General features: G+C 59.8%; 13 protein-coding genes. 8 read left to right on the plus strand and 5 right to left on the minus strand.

Annotation, left to right across the window (positions count from 1 at the left end):
- Nucleotides 1-35: 35 nt before the first annotated feature.
- Complete coding sequence (gene cspD, locus K5Y35_RS18590) at nt 36-317, minus strand: cold shock domain-containing protein CspD (RefSeq protein WP_222832565.1); 282 nt, start codon at nt 315-317, stop codon at nt 36-38.
- Nucleotides 318-540: 223 nt separating this feature from the next.
- Here cspD and clpS point away from each other — a divergent pair, with 223 nt between their 5' ends.
- The gene (gene clpS, locus K5Y35_RS18595; RefSeq protein WP_016987405.1) at nt 541-924 is read left to right on the plus strand and encodes an ATP-dependent Clp protease adapter ClpS; all 384 of its coding nucleotides are present in this window, start codon (nt 541-543) and stop codon (nt 922-924) included.
- A 30-nt stretch (nt 925-954) separates the two neighbouring features.
- Entirely contained in the window at nt 955-3,225 is a 2,271-nt protein-coding gene (gene clpA, locus K5Y35_RS18600; protein ID WP_097088113.1) for an ATP-dependent Clp protease ATP-binding subunit ClpA, read from the plus strand.
- Between the two features lie 1,054 nt (nt 3,226-4,279).
- On the opposite strand, the gene infA is transcribed toward clpA, so the two are convergent.
- From infA to trxB, 4 genes are all read right to left on the minus strand, one after another.
- Nucleotides 4,280-4,498 (minus strand): translation initiation factor IF-1, encoded by a 219-nt coding sequence (infA, locus tag K5Y35_RS18605; protein ID WP_002553999.1) that lies wholly within the window; start codon nt 4,496-4,498, stop codon nt 4,280-4,282.
- A 112-nt stretch (nt 4,499-4,610) separates the two neighbouring features.
- Complete coding sequence (locus K5Y35_RS18610; protein WP_123462480.1) at nt 4,611-5,318, minus strand: arginyltransferase; 708 nt, start codon at nt 5,316-5,318, stop codon at nt 4,611-4,613.
- 57 nt (nt 5,319-5,375) lie between these two features.
- The gene (gene aat / locus K5Y35_RS18615) at nt 5,376-6,056 is read right to left on the minus strand and encodes a leucyl/phenylalanyl-tRNA--protein transferase (protein ID WP_123462482.1); all 681 of its coding nucleotides are present in this window, start codon (nt 6,054-6,056) and stop codon (nt 5,376-5,378) included.
- Nucleotides 6,057-6,119: 63 nt separating this feature from the next.
- On the minus strand, nt 6,120-7,079 hold the full coding sequence (gene trxB, locus K5Y35_RS18620; protein WP_222832566.1) for a thioredoxin-disulfide reductase: 960 nt from the start codon (nt 7,077-7,079) through the stop codon (nt 6,120-6,122).
- Between the two features lie 296 nt (nt 7,080-7,375).
- Between trxB and K5Y35_RS18625 the strand changes: the two genes are divergently transcribed.
- The 6 genes from K5Y35_RS18625 (at nt 7,376) to cysG (ending at nt 15,079) form a co-directional block, all read left to right on the plus strand.
- Complete coding sequence (locus K5Y35_RS18625) at nt 7,376-9,784, plus strand: DNA translocase FtsK (RefSeq protein ID WP_123462486.1); 2,409 nt, start codon at nt 7,376-7,378, stop codon at nt 9,782-9,784.
- A 66-nt stretch (nt 9,785-9,850) separates the two neighbouring features.
- Entirely contained in the window at nt 9,851-10,471 is a 621-nt protein-coding gene (gene lolA, locus K5Y35_RS18630; protein WP_123462488.1) for an outer membrane lipoprotein chaperone LolA, read from the plus strand.
- 220 nt (nt 10,472-10,691) lie between these two features.
- Nucleotides 10,692-12,014 carry a replication-associated recombination protein A gene (locus K5Y35_RS18635; RefSeq protein WP_064587012.1) on the plus strand — a complete coding sequence of 441 codons (1,323 nt, stop codon included), beginning with the start codon at nt 10,692-10,694 and terminating at the stop codon, nt 12,012-12,014.
- Nucleotides 12,014-12,388, plus strand: a complete 375-nt coding sequence (gene crcB, locus K5Y35_RS18640) for a fluoride efflux transporter CrcB (protein WP_123462490.1) — start codon at nt 12,014-12,016, stop codon at nt 12,386-12,388. Before K5Y35_RS18635 ends, crcB begins: the two co-directional genes overlap by 1 nt.
- 15 nt (nt 12,389-12,403) lie before the next feature.
- Nucleotides 12,404-13,684, plus strand: coding sequence for a serine--tRNA ligase (serS, locus tag K5Y35_RS18645; protein WP_222832567.1), 1,281 nt, complete (start codon nt 12,404-12,406; stop codon nt 13,682-13,684).
- Complete coding sequence (cysG, locus tag K5Y35_RS18650) at nt 13,685-15,079, plus strand: siroheme synthase CysG (protein WP_123462494.1); 1,395 nt, start codon at nt 13,685-13,687, stop codon at nt 15,077-15,079.
- The last annotated feature ends 112 nt before the right edge of the window (nt 15,080-15,191 follow it).

The raw sequence follows: 15,191 nt of genomic DNA on the forward strand, positions 1-15,191 counted from the left end.
CCGGGCGTTTTTTTCTGGCAGGTGGTTCAGTCGAGTCAGCTGGTTACCGATTGCTGCTGGACGGCAGTCGAGACGGCGTCTCCCACGATCTCGACGCTTTCAATCTTGGTCGCATGCAGGCCTTTGGGACCTTGCACAATCTCAAACCTGACGGCTTGCCCTGCCTTGAGGGTTCTGTACCCGTCCATCTCGATGGCGGAGTAATGCGCAAAGAAGTCGATCTCTTTGCCATCCTCATCGCGGCCTTCACGGGCATCGGTATTGATAAAGCCGAATCCCTTGGCATTGTTGAACCACTTGACCTTGCCGACAGCCATGCTCAAATCCCTCTGCACCAGACTCCATCGCTGGAGTATCATCCAATTCATCCGCAATCTAATCCGTAAAAGAATTGACTCCGCGGATCTTTTTTACCCACTGTGGGCTCTATTGGTTGTAACACCGTTTTCCCGATAGTCAAGGTGACCGGGCAGTCGGAGTTGAAAACGTGGACAGCCGCCCCCACCACTGTATTTGCACAACTGAAGAACCTTTCTTTCCATGCATGCAATCAGCCAGATTCGACTAACATTCAATCAGGATCGCCCGCTTCTCCAAAAGGATCTCCCAGAGGAGCACGACGACGATTCGGCAGGCGTTGCTGTTCAGGAAGCAAAGCCTGCGTTACAGGCGCCGCCGATGTACAAGGTGGTTTTGTTTAATGATGACTACACACCGATGGATTTCGTCGTCGAAGTGCTCGAGGTGTTTTTTAACCTGAATCGCGAGCTGGCGACCAAGGTCATGCTGGCCGTCCACACAGAAGGACGGGCAGTATGTGGAGTGTTTACCCGCGACATCGCCGAGACAAAGGCCATGCAGGTCAACCAGTACGCCAGGGAAAGCCAGCATCCGCTACTCTGTGAAATCGAGAAGGACGGTTAATCGCCGACCACTTGGGTATGAGGTGAAGCTATGTTAAACCGCGAGCTCGAAGTCACCCTCAATCTAGCCTTCAAGGAGGCTCGTTCGAAGCGTCATGAATTCATGACCGTCGAACACCTTTTGCTGGCCCTATTGGACAATGAGGCTGCCGCCACCGTTTTGCGTGCCTGCGGCGCAAACCTCGACAAACTCAAGCATGACCTGCAGGAGTTCATCGACTCCACCACGCCATTGATCCCCGTTCATGACGAAGATCGCGAAACCCAGCCAACCCTGGGCTTCCAGCGTGTACTGCAACGTGCTGTTTTCCACGTACAGAGCTCGGGCAAACGCGAAGTAACCGGCGCCAACGTGCTGGTTGCAATCTTCAGTGAGCAAGAGAGTCAGGCCGTGTTCCTGCTGAAACAGCAGAGCGTGGCGCGCATTGATGTCGTCAACTACATCGCTCACGGCATTTCCAAAGTGCCGGGGCATGGCGATCACTCTGAAGGTGAACAAGATATGCAGGACGACGAGGGCGGTGAGTCTTCTTCTTCAGGCAATCCTCTGGATGCTTATGCCAGCAACCTCAACGAACTTGCGCGCCAGGGTCGTATTGACCCGCTGGTCGGCCGCGAAATGGAAGTCGAGCGTGTGGCGCAGATTCTTGCGCGCCGGCGTAAAAACAATCCGCTGCTGGTCGGCGAGGCGGGCGTGGGTAAAACCGCGATTGCCGAAGGTCTGGCCAAGCGCATTGTCGACAACCAGGTGCCGGACCTGCTGGCCAACAGCGTCGTGTATTCCCTCGACCTCGGTGCTCTGCTCGCGGGCACCAAGTATCGCGGCGATTTCGAGAAGCGCTTCAAGGCGCTGCTCAATGAACTGAAAAAACGTCCGCAGGCGATCCTGTTCATCGACGAAATCCACACCATCATCGGTGCGGGTGCTGCGTCCGGTGGCGTGATGGATGCCTCGAACCTGCTCAAGCCATTGCTCTCGTCTGGTGACATTCGTTGCATCGGTTCGACCACGTTCCAGGAATTCCGCGGCATCTTCGAGAAGGATCGGGCCTTGGCGCGTCGCTTCCAGAAAGTCGATGTGGTCGAGCCGTCGGTGGAAGACACCATCGGTATCCTGCGCGGCCTGAAAGGGCGTTTCGAGCAGCACCACAATATCGAGTACAGCGATGAGTCGTTGCGCGCGGCTGCTGAGCTGGCGTCGCGCTACATCAATGACCGGCACATGCCGGACAAGGCCATCGACGTGATCGACGAGGCGGGCGCCTACCAGCGTCTGCAACCGGTCGAGATGCGCGTCAAGCGTATCGAAGTGCCGCAGGTCGAAGACATTGTGGCGAAAATCGCGCGGATTCCGCCAAAACACGTCACCAGTTCCGACAAGGAACTGCTGCGTAACCTGGAGCGCGACCTGAAGCTGACGGTGTTTGGTCAGGACGCAGCGATCGACTCGCTGTCGACTGCGATCAAGCTGTCGCGTGCCGGGCTCAAGTCGCCTGACAAGCCAGTCGGTTCATTCCTGTTCGCAGGCCCTACCGGTGTCGGTAAAACCGAGGCCGCGCGGCAATTGGCCAAGGCCTTGGGGATCGAGCTGGTGCGCTTCGACATGTCCGAATACATGGAACGTCACACCGTATCGCGTCTGATTGGTGCGCCTCCGGGTTATGTCGGGTTCGATCAGGGCGGTCTGTTGACCGAAGCGATCACCAAGCAGCCGCACTGTGTGTTGTTGCTCGATGAAATCGAGAAGGCGCACCCCGAAGTCTTCAACCTGCTGTTGCAGGTAATGGACCACGGTACGCTGACCGACAATAACGGGCGCAAGGCGGACTTCCGCAACGTGATCGTGATCATGACCACCAACGCCGGTGCCGAAACGGCGGCGCGTGCTTCGATCGGTTTCACCCATCAGGACCACTCGTCTGATGCGATGGAAGTGATCAAGAAGAGCTTTACGCCGGAGTTCCGTAACCGTCTGGACACCATTATCCAGTTTGGTCGCCTCAGTCATGAGGTCATCAAAAGCGTGGTGGACAAGTTCCTTACCGAGCTTCAGGCGCAGCTGGAAGACAAGCGTGTGCTGCTTGAGGTCACTGATGCCGCGCGTAGTTGGCTGGCGGCGGGTGGTTATGATTCGGCGATGGGCGCACGTCCGATGGCACGTCTGATCCAGGACAAGATCAAGCGTCCGCTGGCGGAGGAGATTCTGTTTGGCGAGCTGGCCGAGCATGGCGGTGTGGTGCACATCGACATCAAGGATGGTGAGTTGACGTTTGACTTCGAGACGACGGCAGAAATGGCCTGACGGCCTTGGATCAAGAGGGCGCCTTCGGGCGCCTTTTTGTTGTCTGGGCTTTTTGGGTGAATATCCGTTGCTGCGGTGATGGCTTATTACGGTTTCGCCCTTACGGCGACTCACTTTTTTTACAAACGCCTAAAAAAAGTAAGCAAAAAAACGCTTGCTCCTACGTACGGCCCGCTCGCTGAGGCTCGGGGTTCCTTCGCTCCGGGATCGATCCGGGCGCAGCGCCTACGGTTTGCTTCGCTGCACCTCCTCTCGCTGTGTTTGGCTGCGCCAAACGGTCGCTGCGCTCCCCCCCCCGGATCAATCCCTCCACTCAGCCTTCCGACGTCGCCTTACAGATCAAGATCAAAAGCAGGCGAGCTGACACTCGGCCTATTGAGTGGTGAAGAGCGGGGCGTGGTCGGCTTTGGATTTGTGGTGGATTTACCCCTCACCCCAGCCCTCTCCCCGAGGAGAGGGAGCCGATTTGTGGGCCTTTCAGAATCTGAGTTCGACTCGATATTGCATGTCGGCGTAGCTCTCCCAAACACCTCGATCAGTCCTTTCTCTGGGAGGGTGAGGGGCCGATTTGTTTGCTTTTTAGAGCCTGAGTTCAACGCGGTATCGCACGTCGGCGCAGCTCCCCCAAACACCACGGTCAGTCCCCTCTCCCTCCGGGAGAGGGCTAGGGTGAGGGGCTCTTGATCCGGCTTTTGATCTGGCTTCGGCTTTTGATCTTTTGCCCCATCGGCAGGCCGAGCGTAGGTGTTCATCCGGGGGTAGGCGCGCAGCGCCGTGCGGCGAAGCCGCATTCATCGAGAGGAGGTGCAGCGAAGCAAGCCGTAGGCGATGCCCCCGGATGGACACCGTAGCTCGGGAACACTGAGCCTCAGCGAGGTGCCGTACGCCGGGGCAAAGCCTTTTGGTTCCTTTCTGGCGTTTGAAAAAGGGACCCGCTGTAAGAACGAAACCGCCAGCGGCAGCACCCGCAGCAACGGATATGCCCCCAATCCCCAACCCCAAAACGCACATACAAAAACGCCCGGTATAAACCGGGCGTTCTGTATTGACTTGATTAACGAGCGCGGTAAGTAATGCGCCCTTTGCTCAAGTCATAGGGCGTCAGCTCGACGCGCACTTTGTCACCGGTAAGAATACGAATGTAGTTCTTGCGCATCTTGCCGGAAATATGCGCGGTTACGACGTGCCCATTTTCCAACTCCACGCGAAACATGGTGTTGGGCAGGGTGTCGACGACAGTGCCTTCCATTTCGAAGCTGTCTTCTTTCGACATGCAGTAAAGCCCTCGGTATCCAATGAATGGCCCGGTGCAACTGCGCCAGGCAAAAGCGGCGTGCATTGTGCCCGAAAAATGGGGTTTACGCCAAGGGGTTTAGGGCTTGGGTTTAGTTCAGGACAACCCAGCGCTGATTAATCAGCAATTCGATGGGGCGATATTGCGTCTTGTAGTTCATCTTTTTGCAGTTTTTGATCCAGTAACCGAGGTACACCGCCTCAAGCCCGAGGCGATGGCTTTCGGCGATTTGCCACAAGATGGCAAAACGGCCAAGGCTGCGGCGTTCTTCGGCGGGTTCGTAGAAGGTGTACACCGCCGACAAGCCGTTTGGCAGTAAATCGGTGACCGCCACGGCGAGCAACCGTCCGTCGAGACGGAACTCGTAAAAGCGCGAGAAGGGCAGGTCGCGGACCAGAAATGTCGAGAATTGATCACGGCTGGGCGGGTACATGTCGCCGTCGGCGTGACGTTGTTCGATATAGCGCTGGTACAGATCGAAATATTCTTCGCTGAACTTCGGCTTGGCCGGACGCACCTGCAGGTCGGCGTTGCGTTTGAAAATGCGCTTCTGCTGACGATTGGGGATGAACTGCGCCACGGGAATGCGCGCAGGTACGCACGCATTGCAGTTCTGGCAATGCGGCCGATACAGATGATCGCCACTGCGACGAAAGCCCATTTCCGACAGGTCTGCGTAGACATGCACATCCATGGGCTGGCTCGGGTCGAGAAACAGGGTCGTCGCCTGCTCCTCGGGCAGATAACTGCAAGAGTGGGGCTGAGTGGCATAGAACTTGAGGCGCGCCAACTCGGTCATGATCAACCCTCGGGAAAAGCTGGTGAATTAAGTGTAAGCCACGCGCGCAAAAGTCGCTCAGCAAACCCAGGTGGCACGTTGAGGTTGATCCAGATGATTGGCCAGGTAGCGCGCGAATTCACTGCGGGGAATCGCCCGGGCGCCGAGGCTGTGCAGATGATCGGTCGGCATCTGGCAGTCGATCAGCACAAATCCCGAATCTTTCAAGTGTCGCACCAGTGTGGCAAAGCCATATTTGGAGGCGTTGTCGGCGCGGCTGAACATTGATTCGCCGAAAAACAGTTGGCCCATCGCCAGGCCATACAGGCCACCGACCAGTTCGCCCTGATCCCAGACCTCCACCGAATGGGCAAAGCCGCGGCGGTGCAATTCAATGTAGGCGTCCTGCATGGCTTGCGTGATCCAGGTGCCATCGGCGTAATCCCGTGGCGCGGCGCAGGCGCGGATGACGGCATCAAAATCCTGGTCGAAGGTCACCTGATAGCGCGCCTTGCGCAGTAATTTGCCGAGACTGCGTGAGACATGCAGTTCGTCGGGAAATAGCACCGTGCGCGGATCCGGCGACCACCAGAGAATCGGCTGGCCTTCGGAAAACCACGGAAAGCAGCCATGGCGATAAGCCTGAATCAAACGATCGGCGGACAGGTCGCCGCCGGCGGCGAGTAATCCGTTGGGTTCGCGCATGGCCTTTTCCAGTGGCGGAAAAGTCAGTGAGTTGCGTTGTAACCAAGTCAGCATGGCATCCAGGCTTGCAGAAGGGGAGGGCGGTGCGGGCAGTGTGGCCCGCGATAAAGTGTGCCGTTAAATGACAGGAATGTCGTCCAGATACTTCTCCGCATCGAGCGCAGCCATGCAACCGGCGCCGGCGGACGTCACCGCTTGCCGGTAGACGTGGTCGGCCACGTCGCCTGCGGCAAACACGCCGGGGATCGCGGTGGCTGTGGCATCGCCCTCGCTGCCGCCCTTGATCACCAGATAGCCATCGCGCATCGGCAACTGACCCTGAAACAGGTCGGTGTTGGGTTTGTGGCCAATGGCAATGAACACGCCCGCCAACGACAGTTCGCGGGTTTCGCCGGTGTGGCTGTCGCGCAGGCGGGCGCCGGTCACGCCGCTGGCGTCGCCGAGCACTTCGTCAAGGTTCTGGTTCCAGTGCAGGCGCACGTTACCGCTGGCGGCTTTGTCGAGCAGCTTGTCCTGAAGGATTTTCTCCGAGCGCAACTTGTCGCGACGGTGGATCAAGTGCACTTCTTTGGCGATGTTGGAGAGGTACAGCGCTTCCTCGACAGCGGTGTTGCCGCCACCGACCACCGCCACCACCTGATTGCGATAAAAGAAGCCGTCACAGGTCGCACAGGCGGAAACACCCTTGCCGGCGAAGGCTTCCTCCGAGGGCAGGCCCAGATACTGCGCCGACGCGCCGGTGGCGATAATCAGTGCGTCGCAAGTGTAAGTGCCGCTGTCGCCGATGAGTTCAAACGGGCGCTGCTGCAACTTGGCCGTGTGGATGTGGTCGTAAACGATCTCTGTGGCAAAGCGTTCGGCGTGCTTTTGCATGCGCTCCATCAGCACCGGGCCGGTCAGGCCTTCGACGTCGCCGGGCCAGTTGTCGACCTCGACCGTGGTGGTGAGCTGGCCACCGGCCTGCAATCCGGTAATCACGACGGGTTTGAGGTTGGCGCGGGCGGCGTAGACGGCGGCGCTGTAGCCGGCCGGACCGGAGCCGAGAATGATCAGGCGTGAATGCTTCGCTGCGTTCATCAAATACACCTCATAAGCCTTTGTCACAAAAGACAATGCATGCTCAAATTGAACCGCAGGTTTCGTGCGCTTGGCTATGCTCAATGCTGGGCTTTGAAGCATGGCATCAGACGCACAAACCCGTACAATGCCGGGCTGTAACAGAATATTCGCTGCGCACCGTGTTTATAAAAGCCGCAGCGCAGTGTTAAAAGTAGTCTCAGTTGTGCCCGTTCACTTTTTCACCTGCCTGGATTGGGCAGTTTTTATCGTCATTCAATAGATGGACGCGCCTCGGGCGCAGGAAAAGAAGCGTTTTGAAGAAATCCACCGCAGCACCAAAAACAGTCGTTCCGCTCTGGCGCCAACAGTTGCACTACCGGCTCAAGGAAGGTGCATTGATCGCCATCGGTGCCTTGTGCCTGTTCCTGATGATGGCTTTGCTGACCTACGGCAAGGACGATCCGGGCTGGAGCCACAACAGCAAGATCGACGACGTGCAGAATTTCGGCGGCCCGGCGGGTTCCTACAGCGCCGACATCCTGTTCATGGTGCTCGGTTATTTCGCGTACATCTTCCCGTTGCTGCTGGCGATCAAGGCGTATCAGATCTTCCGTCAGCGTCACGAACCGTGGCAGTGGAGCGGCTGGCTGTTCTCCTGGCGCCTGATCGGCCTGGTGTTTCTGGTGCTGTCCGGCGCGGCACTGGCGCATATCCATTTCCATGCCCCGACCGGTCTGCCGGCCGGTGCCGGTGGCGCATTGGGCGAGAGCCTCGGCGATCTGGCGAAGAACGCGCTGAACATTCAGGGCAGCACGCTGCTGTTCATCGCCCTGTTCCTGTTCGGCCTGACGGTGTTCACCGACCTGTCGTGGTTCAAGGTGATGGACATCACCGGCAAGATCACCCTCGACTTGTTCGAGCTGTTCCAGGGCGCGCTCAACCGCTGGTGGTCGGCCCGCACCGAGCGCAAACAACTGGTCGCGCAACTGCGTGAAGTCGACGATCGCGTACATGACGTGGTGGCGCCGACGGTCACCGACAAGCGTGAACAAGCCAAGGTCAAGGAACGCCTGATCGAGCGTGAGCAAGCCCTGAGCAAGCACATGTCCGACCGTGAGAAGCAGGTGCCGCCGGTCATCGCCCCGGCCCCGGCCAAGGCCCCGGAACCGAGCAAGCGCGTGCAGAAAGAGAAACAGGCGCCGTTGTTCGTCGACAGCGCCGTGGAAGGCACCTTGCCGCCGATCTCGATTCTCGATCCGGCGGAAAAGAAACAGCTCAATTACTCGCCGGAGTCCCTGGCAGCGGTCGGCCACTTGCTGGAGATCAAGCTCAAGGAGTTCGGGGTCGAGGTCACGGTGGACTCGATCCATCCGGGCCCGGTGATTACCCGTTACGAGATCCAGCCCGCTGCAGGCGTGAAAGTCAGCCGCATCGCCAACCTGGCGAAAGACCTGGCGCGTTCGCTGGCCGTGACCAGCGTGCGCGTGGTCGAGGTGATTCCGGGCAAGACCACCGTGGGTATCGAGATTCCCAACGAAGACCGGCAGATCGTGCGCTTCTCCGAAGTGCTGTCGACCCCCGAGTACGACAACTTCAAATCGCCGGTCACCCTGGCCCTGGGCCACGACATTGGCGGCAAACCGGTCATCACCGACCTGGCGAAGATGCCGCACCTGCTGGTAGCCGGTACCACCGGTTCCGGTAAGTCGGTGGGGGTGAACGCGATGATCCTGTCGATCCTGTTCAAGTCCGGCCCGGAAGACGCCAAGCTGATCATGATCGACCCGAAAATGCTTGAGCTGTCGATCTACGAAGGCATTCCGCACCTGTTGTGCCCGGTGGTTACCGACATGAAGGACGCCGCTAACGCCTTGCGCTGGAGCGTCGCCGAGATGGAGCGCCGCTACAAGCTGATGGCGAAGATGGGCGTGCGTAACCTGTCCGGCTTCAACGCCAAGGTCAAGGAAGCCCAGGATGCCGGCGAGCCGTTGAGCGATCCGCTGTACAAGCGTGAAAGCATTCACGATGAAGCGCCGCTGCTGCAGAAGCTGCCGACCATCGTCGTGGTGGTCGACGAATTCGCCGACATGATGATGATCGTCGGCAAGAAGGTCGAAGAACTGATCGCGCGTATCGCGCAGAAGGCCCGTGCGGCAGGTATTCACTTGATCCTCGCGACCCAGCGGCCGTCGGTGGACGTGATCACCGGTCTGATCAAGGCCAACATCCCGACCCGTATGGCGTTCCAGGTTTCGAGCAAGATCGACTCGCGGACCATCATCGACCAGGGCGGCGCCGAACAATTGCTCGGCCACGGTGACATGCTCTACATGCCGCCGGGCACCAGCCTGCCGATTCGGGTTCACGGCGCATTCGTGTCCGACGATGAAGTCCACCGTGTCGTCGAAGCGTGGAAACTGCGTGGCGCACCGGAATACAACGATGACATCCTCAACGGTGTCGAAGAAGCAGGCAGCGGTTTTGAAGGCAGCAGCGGTGGCGGCGACGGCGATGATCCGGAAGCGGACGCACTGTACGACGAAGCCGTGCAGTTTGTGCTGGAAAGCCGTCGCGCCTCGATTTCCGCTGTACAGCGCAAGTTGAAGATCGGCTACAACCGTGCCGCGCGGATGATCGAAGCCATGGAAATGGCCGGCGTCGTCACCTCCATGAACACCAACGGTTCGCGTGAAGTGCTGGCCCCGGGCCCGGTACGCGACTGATCCCAGAAGCAAGAGGTGGCACAATGACGTGCCGCCGCTCTCCCACGAGTATTCAAGAGGACTCCCATGCGTCTGATCCGCATGCTGTTGCCAGTACTGGCACTGACCACATTCACGGCCCACGCCGATGACAAGGACGTGGCTCGTCTGACCCAATTGCTGGAAACGTCCAAGACCCTGAGCGCGAACTTCTCGCAGCTGACCCTCGACGGCAGCGGCACGCAGTTGCAGGAAACCACTGGCGACATGACCCTGCAGCGTCCGGGCCTGTTCTACTGGCACACCAATGCGCCAGCCGAGCAGACCATGGTCTCCGACGGCAAGAAAGTCACCTTGTGGGACCCGGATCTGGAACAGGCGACGATCAAGAAGCTCGACGAGCGTCTGACCCAGACCCCGGCGTTGTTGTTGTCCGGTGATGTGTCGAAGATCAGCCAGAGTTTCGACATCACGGCGAAAGAGGCAGGCGGCGTGATCGACTTCACTCTGAAGCCGAAAACCAAGGACACGTTGTTCGACAACCTGCGCCTGTCGTTCCGCAACGGTCTGCTCAATGACATGCAACTGATCGACAGCGTCGGCCAGCGCACCAACATCCTGTTCACCGGGGTCAAGGCCAACGAGCCAGTGCCGGCTTCCAAGTTCAAGTTCGACATCCCCAAGGGTGCCGACGTGATCCAGGAATAAACCCCGGATCCTGAACTGGGCCTTTGTGGTTTGGAGCTTTTGTGGCGAGGGGATTTATCCCCGTTCGGCTGCGCAGCAGTCGCCAAAACCATTGCACTTGGTAGGCCTGATACAACGAAATTGCTGGTTTAAGGGCCGCTTCGCAGCCCAACGGGGATGAATCCCCGCGCCACAGGGTCACCCACAGAGTTCAGAAAATTCGAGGTTTCAACGCTACGTGATGGATCTGTTTCGCAGTGCACCGATTGCCCAGCCACTGGCCGCGCGTTTGCGTGCGACCAATCTGGATGAGTACGTCGGTCAGGAGCACGTGCTCGCTCGCGGCAAGCCTCTGCGTGAAGCGCTGGAGCAGGGTGCCCTGCATTCGATGATTTTCTGGGGCCCGCCTGGCGTGGGTAAAACCACGCTGGCGCGATTGCTCGCGGAAGTCTCGGACGCGCACTTCGAAACGGTCTCGGCGGTGCTCGCCGGGGTCAAGGAAATCCGTCAGGCGGTTGAAATCGCCAAGCAGCAGGCCGGCCAGTACGGCAAGCGCACGATTCTGTTCGTCGATGAAGTGCACCGGTTCAACAAGTCGCAGCAGGATGCGTTCCTGCCTTATGTTGAAGACGGCACACTGATCTTCATCGGCGCCACCACCGAAAACCCTTCGTTCGAACTGAACAACGCCTTGTTGTCGCGGGCCCGCGTCTATGTGCTGAAAAGCCTCGACGAAGCGGCGCTGCGCAAACTGGTGCATCGCGCACTCACCGAGGAGCGTGGGCTGGGCAAGCGCAACCTGACGCTCAACGATGAAGGCTTCCAGATGTTGCTGTCCGCCGCCGATGGCGACGGTCGACGGCTGCTCAACTTGCTGGAAAATGCCTCGGACCTCGCCGAAGACAACAGCGAGATCGGCACCGAACTGCTGCAAAGCCTGCTCGGCGACACCCGACGGCGCTTCGACAAAGGCGGCGAAGCCTTTTACGACCAGATCTCCGCGCTGCACAAATCGGTGCGCGGCTCCAATCCCGACGGCGCGCTGTACTGGTTTGCGCGGATGATCGACGGCGGTTGTGATCCGCTGTACCTGGCCCGGCGCGTGGTGCGCATGGCCAGCGAAGACATCGGCAACGCCGACCCGCGTGCCCTCAGCCTGTGCCTGGCGGCGTGGGAAGTGCAGGAACGCCTCGGCAGCCCGGAAGGCGAACTGGCCGTGGCCCAGGCCATTACCTATCTGGCCTGCGCCCCGAAAAGCAATGCGGTGTACATGGGGTTCAAGACCGCCCTGCGCGCCGCCGCTGAAAACGGTTCGCTGGAAGTGCCGCTGCACCTGCGCAACGCGCCGACCAAACTGATGAAACAACTGGGCTACGGCGATGAATATCGCTACGCCCACGATGAGCCGGACGCCTACGCCGCCGGCGAAGACTATTTCCCTGAGGAGCTTGAGCCGATCCCGTTCTACCAACCGGTGCCCCGAGGCCTGGAATTGAAGATCGGCGAGAAGCTCAACCACCTCGCTCAACTCGATCGTTTAAGCCCAAGACAGCGGAGAAAATAGTGCTTCCATTGATTGTTGCAGTCTCCGCCGGCGGGATTGCCGGCACCCTGTTGCGCTTCGCCACCGGCAATTGGGTCAATGCCAATTGGCCGCGGCACTTCTATACCGCGACGCTGGCCGTTAATATCGTGGGCTGTTTGCTGATTGGCGTGTTGTACGGCCTGTTTTTGATACGCCCGGAGGTGCCGATCGAGGTGCGCGCCGGGTTGATGGTCGGCTTCCTCGGGGGGCTGACGACTTTTTCATCCTTTTCACTGGATACGGTGCGCCTGCTGGAAAGCGGGCAAGTGCCGCTGGCCCTGGGCTATGCGGCACTCAGCGTATTCGGCGGGCTGCTCGCGACGTGGGCCGGCCTGTCCTTGACCAAACTTTGATAACGAGAAACCGACATGCTCGATTCCAAACTGTTACGTAGCAACCTTCAGGACGTAGCGGACCGCCTGGCTTCCCGTGGCTTTGCCCTGGATACCGCGCGCATCGAAGCGCTGGAAGAACAGCGCAAGACCGTCCAGACCCGCACCGAAGCACTGCAGGCTGAGCGTAACGCGCGTTCCAAATCCATCGGTCAGGCCAAGCAGCGCGGCGAAGACATCGCGCCGTTGATGGCGGACGTCGAGCGCATGGCGGGCGAGCTGAGTGCCGGCAAGGTCGAGCTGGACGCGATCCAGACCGAACTGGACTCGATCCTGCTGGGTATCCCGAACCTGCCGCACGAATCGGTGCCGGTCGGCAAAGACGAAGACGACAACGTCGAAGTGCGCCGCTGGGGCACCCCGACCGCCTTCGACTTTGAAGTGAAAGACCACGTTGCCCTGGGCGAGAAGTTCGGCTGGCTCGACTTTGAAACGGCCGCCAAACTGTCCGGCGCGCGTTTCGCTCTGCTGCGCGGGCCGATCGCTCGTCTGCACCGCGCCCTGGCGCAATTCATGATCAACCTGCACGTCAACGAGCACGGCTACGAAGAGGCTTACACGCCTTATCTGGTTCAGGCTCCAGCGCTGCAAGGCACCGGGCAACTGCCGAAGTTCGAAGAGGACCTGTTCAAGATCGCTCGCGAAGGCGAGGCCGATTTGTACCTGATCCCGACCGCCGAAGTGTCGCTGACCAACATCGTGGCCGGTGAAATCGTCGACTCGAAGCAACTGCCGATCAAATTCGTCGCCCACACCCCGTGCTTCCGCAGCGAAGCCGGCGCATCGGGTCGCGACACTCGCGGCATGATCCGTCAGCACCAGTTCGACAAAGTCGAAATGGTCCAGATCGTCGAGCCGTCGACGTCGATGGAAGCGCTGGAAGGCCTGACTGCCAACGCCGAGAAAGTCCTGCAACTGCTGGGTCTGCCTTACCGCACTCTGGCGCTGTGCACCGGCGACATGGGCTTCAGTGCCGTGAAGACCTACGACCTGGAAGTGTGGATCCCGAGCCAGGACAAATACCGGGAAATTTCGTCGTGCTCCAACTGCGGCGACTTCCAGGCCCGCCGCATGCAGGCGCGTTTCCGCAACCCGGAAACCGGCAAGCCTGAGCTGGTGCACACTCTGAACGGCTCGGGTCTGGCTGTCGGTCGTACCCTGGTGGCCGTGCTGGAAAACTACCAGCAGGCTGACAGCTCGATCCGCGTACCGGACGTGCTGAAACCGTACATGGGTGGCCTTGAGGTCATCGGCTAAATGAAATATCTGCCGCTGTTTCACAACCTGCGCGGCAGTCGTGTGTTGGTTGTCGGTGGGGGGGAAATTGCCTTGCGCAAATCCCGCCTGCTGGCCGATGCCGGTGCGCTGCTGCGGGTGGTCGCACCTGAAATCGAACCGCAACTGCGTGAACTGATCACCGCCTCGGGTGGTGATTGCCTGTTGCGCGGTTACGGCGAGGCGGATCTGGACGGTTGCGTGCTGATCATCGCCGCCACCGACGACGAGGCGCTCAATGCCCAAGTGTCCAGTGATGCCCATCGGCGCTGCGTACCGGTCAACGTGGTGGATGCGCCGCAATTGTGCAGCGTGATCTTCCCGGCGATCGTCGATCGTTCGCCGTTGATCATCGCAGTGTCCAGCGGCGGCGATGCGCCGGTACTGGCGCGGTTGATTCGCGCCAAGATCGAAACCTGGATTCCTTCGACCTACGGCCAGTTGGCCGGACTGGCCGCGCGTTTCCGCAATCAGGTGAAGAACCTGTTTCCGGATGTGCAGCAACGTCGCGGTTTCTGGGAAGACGTGTTTCAGGGCCCGATTGCCGACCGGCAACTGGCCGGGCAGGGCGGCGAGGCCGAGCGTCTGCTGCAAGCCAAGATTGATGGCGAAGCGGACATCACCACCGGTGAGGTGTATCTGGTGGGTGCCGGGCCGGGCGATCCGGACCTGCTGACCTTCCGCGCCCTGCGTCTGATGCAGCAAGCCGATGTGGTGCTGTACGACCGTCTGGTGGCACCGGCGATTCTTGAGCTGTGCCGTCGCGATGCCGAGCGGATCTACGTCGGCAAGCGTCGCGCCGATCACGCCGTGCCGCAGGATCAGATCAATCAGCAACTGGTCGATCTGGCCAAGGCCGGCAAGCGTGTGGTGCGGTTGAAGGGCGGTGATCCGTTCATCTTCGGCCGTGGCGGTGAAGAGATCGAAGAACTCGCGGCTCACGGTATTCCGTTCCAGGTGGTACCGGGAATCACGGCGGCCAGCGGTTGCGCGGCGTATGCCGGGATTCCGCTGACCCATCGCGATTACGCGCAATCAGTGCGCTTCGTCACCGGGCACCTGAAGGACGGCTCCACCGATCTGCTTTGGGCCGACCTGGTTGCCCCGGCGCAGACCCTGGTGTTCTACATGGGCCTGGTCGGTTTGCCGGTGATCTGCGAGCAGTTGATCAAACACGGTCGCTCGGCCGATACCCCGGCGGCGTTGATCCAGCAGGGCACCACGGTCAATCAGCGGGTGTTTACCGGCACCTTGGCTGATTTGCCGCGCCTGGTGGCGGAGCATGAAGTGCATGCACCGACGCTGGTGATCGTGGGTGAAGTGGTGCAACTGCGCGAGAAACTGGCGTGGTTCGAGGGTGCTCAGGCGCAGGTTTGAAAACCGCGTCGCCTCTATCGCTGGCAAGCCAGCTCCCACGGGTTTTGTATTGAAGCTGCAATTTTCAGCTTCATACAGACCCCTGTGGGAGCTGGCTTGCCAGCGATGGCGT

Source organism: Pseudomonas sp. SC3(2021) (assembly GCF_019856535.1).
Lineage (GTDB): Bacteria > Pseudomonadota > Gammaproteobacteria > Pseudomonadales > Pseudomonadaceae > Aquipseudomonas > Aquipseudomonas monsensis.